The sequence below is a fragment of the uncultured Cyclobacterium sp. genome (assembly GCF_963976465.1).
GTDB lineage: Bacteria > Bacteroidota > Bacteroidia > Cytophagales > Cyclobacteriaceae > Cyclobacterium.
In genome coordinates this window covers 1-3,538 of record NZ_CAXBOC010000543.1, presented here as the reverse complement: position 1 = coordinate 3,538, position 3,538 = coordinate 1, and the positions used below count along the sequence as shown (strand labels likewise).

Annotated in this window: 2 protein-coding genes; both read right to left on the bottom strand. The window is 38.3% G+C overall.

Translation table 11 applies throughout. The annotated features are described in order from the left end of the window. The coding region (locus tag AAC037_RS21855) for a TonB-dependent receptor plug domain-containing protein (protein WP_339905601.1) at nt 1-1,197 on the bottom strand (1,197 nt) is incomplete at its 3' end. Nucleotides 1,198-1,729: 532 nt separating this feature from the next. Beyond that, nucleotides 1,730-3,511: a 30S ribosomal protein S1 gene (gene rpsA, locus AAC037_RS21850; RefSeq protein WP_339905600.1), complete on the bottom strand. Its 1,782-nt coding sequence runs from the start codon at nt 3,509-3,511 to the stop codon at nt 1,730-1,732. Nucleotides 3,512-3,538 lie beyond the last annotated feature (27 nt).

The following is a 3,538-nucleotide window of genomic DNA, read 5'->3' as shown; positions in this document are numbered from 1 at the left end:
AAAACCAATGTATTGATCAGCTATATAAGGCATGTCTCCATATACTGAATTTTGATTATGACCATTGGCACTGAACTGAAAATTTATTAACTCCTCTACCGGTAATTCATACAGCCCAAACATCTCCCACCGATTGGTATAAATGCTTTCACCATAGATCTCATCTCCTCCACGGTATTCCGAAGACCAATCCATCTCTCCACCCCAACGGTCTTCATACACATAACGGCCGGCAACAGAGAAATTCTTTCCTGATCCTCTATTGAAATTAAACTTGTTGAAGAATGAAAGTCTATGCTGTAATGTTACATCCGTAAAACCATCTTCATTATTATCCATTGGATTTTGATAATTAAAATAATTCAAACCAAAAAGTCCCTGGGTATTTTCAGAAAGATTGTATTTTAGCCCAAAGTCAGTATTAATATCTCCCCAATCAGTACTAAAAATATCAGCAGTTAATAAAGGCGCTGTAGATGGTTTCTTGGTTATGACGTTGATCAAACCACCCACAGCCTCAGACCCATACAGCGTAGAGGCAGGGCCTTTGACCACTTCCACCCTTTCTATCAAGGCCTGCGGTATGCCTGTTAATCCATATACTGTAGAAAGGCCACTTACAATAGGCATCCCATCAATCAAAACCATGGTATAAGGGCCTTCAAGCCCATTGATATGAATATCACCTGTGTTGCAGACATTACAATTGATCTGAGGCCTAACACCATTCACGTTTTGAAGAGATTCAAAAACAGACGGGGTAGGATTGGCACGGAAAAAATTGGCAGAGTAAACTTCAACAGGTACCGGACTTTCGAGTTTTGAAACTTCTTTCATTGTCCCTGAAACAACCACCTCCCCTAAGGCTGAAGCTGTTTCCTTTAATGTAAATAAAAAAGGGATGCTGGATTGATCATTGACTACTTCAATTCTAATCTGTTGGGTCTCAAAACCAATCAAAGAAGCGGTTAACAAATGCTTCCCGGGAGGCACATTGCGAATAGTAAAAGCCCCCCCTTCATTTGTTACTCCGCCCAAAGAAATCTTCCTGATTCCCACATTGGCAAACTCCAATGGTACACCTGATTCGTCCATCACTTTCCCTGAGATCACTCCATTCCCCTGTCCTTTTGCCGGAGCATAGCAGAAGGAAACTGTAATAATTATCAAAAAGGCAGTGTATTTTATTAGATTCATGTTATCCCTATTTATATACCCGTAAAATTAATAAGTTAGATTGATCTAACAAATATTTTTATCCGTTATTTACATTTTTTTTACCTAACTAAAACATTGCTGTCAAAGTTTATAAAATATAGGATTATAAAACCCTCGTATAGAGGAACATAGCACAGGAAAAAACCAAGTAAACAATACAAAATTAGCCCATGCAGATAGCGATATTTGCCCATTTGAAGGATAACCGTAAAAGATTTGAGAAAGTCATTCAGTTTCAATACGCTGAATCAAACTTTATTAACTACCTAAAAAATAAAACAGGGACTATTAATTCCGGCCCTCAATGTGGATTAATAATAAAGTATCACCTATCGCAGACAGAGATTATAGCCTGGTAAAGGCATTGAATAGCTTTTTAAAGCATTTGGTTGCAAATAAAAATATAATCCGGAAAACTAAGGTTGAGAAAGGCTCAACACCGTAACTCGAAAAAATAAAAAAGCACTAACCCTTTCGAGTTAGTGCTTTAGTTGTATTAAATAAGGGTTAATTATTTTTTACCCTGATCCATTTTTTCTTTCAATGCAGACAAGGCATCCAAATCCCCAAGAGTAGATTTCTCTGCTCCTGCTCCACCGTCAGTACTACCGGCAGCTTTCTTCTTAGGGCTGCTGGCTTTCTTCGCACTGGCTTTAGGCAAGGCTTCTTCTTTGAAAGTAGCTGTATGAGAAAGCACAATTCGTTTGTCATCTTTAGAAAACTCAATCACAGCGAAGTCAAGGCTTTCACCTGCTTCAGCTTGGCTTCCGTCTTCTTTCTCAAGATTTTTGGAAGTAGCAAATCCTTCAAGACCATATGGTAGCTCTAGAACTGCGCCTTTATCATTCTTAGAGATGATGGAACATTTATGCTTAGACCCGATTGGGAACACATTCTCGAAAGTATCCCAAGGATTTTCTTCCAATTGTTTATGTCCTAGTGCCAATCTTCTGCTATCAAGGTCTAGTTCCAATACGATAACATCTAATTCATCACTAACTTTCACAAATTCTGAGGGATGCTTAATCTTTTTAGTCCAAGACAAATCAGATACGTGAACCAATCCATCAATACCTTCTTCAAGTTCTAAGAACAGACCGAAGTTGGTAAGGTTTCTAACAATACCTTTGTGTTTGGTACCGATAGCGTATTTGGTAGACATTTCTTGTTTGGTCCAAGGATCTTCGGTAAGTTGCTTGATACCCAAAGACATCTTACGCTCATCTTTATCAAGAGTAAGGACTACAGCTTCGATCTCATCACCAACTTTCACAAAGTCAGCAGGATTTCTTAGGTGCTGAGACCAAGACATTTCAGAAACGTGGATCAAACCTTCAACGCCAGGAGCCAACTCTAGGAATGCACCATAATCAGCAACGTTTACGATTTTACCTTTAACTTTAGATCCAACTTCAAGCGTAGCAGAAAGAGAATCCCAAGGATGTGCAGTCAATTGCTTCATACCCAAAGAAATTCTTTTCTTATCATCATCAAAGTCAAGTACAACAACCTGAACTTTGTCGTCAAGGTTAAGCACTTCTTCCGGATGATTGATACGTCCCCAAGAAATATCTGTAATGTGAAGCAATCCATCTACACCACCCAAATCGATGAATACACCGAAATTGGTCATGTTTTTGATAATTCCTTCCAATACTTGACCTTTTTCAAGGTTGTTAAGGATTTCAGCTTTTTGTTTCTCAAGATCTTTCTCGATCAATACTTTATGAGAAACAACTACGTTATCATTGGCGTGATTAATTTTAACCACTTTCACTTCCATTTTCTTACCTACATAGATATCAAAATCTCTGATAGGTTTAACATCGATTTGAGATCCTGGTAAGAAAGCCTCTACACCATAAATATCTACGATCAATCCACCTTTGGTTCTTCTCTTAACCAAACCTTCGATCACATTGTCTTGCTCCAATGCTTCTTCGATGGTTTGCCAAGCTTTTACCATCTTGGCTTTCTTACGGGAAAGTACCAACTGTCCCAATGCATTCTCCTGCTCTTCGATGAACAATTCTACTTCATCACCGATTTTCAAGCCCTCAATGTCACGGAATTCATTCAGTGGAACAAGTCCGTCAGATTTAAAACCAATATTGATGATTACATCCTTATCATTGATACCTACTACAGTACCGGTGATCACTTCTTTTTCTGTAATCTCAGTAAGGGTATTGTCATAAAGGTTTTCCATCTCAGCTCTCTCAGCCTCAGTGTAACCTTCTCCAAAACCCTTGGTTTCAAATTTTTCCCAGTTAAAATCTTCTTGATTTGACATAATAATATATAACCTTGATTTTCAACA

What these genes read in the sequence shown, in the direction of transcription:
- rpsA (WP_339905600.1), bottom strand. Translation starts at nt 3,511, where the DNA reads ATGTCAAATCAAGAAGATTTTAACTGGGAAAAATTTGAAACCAAGGGT.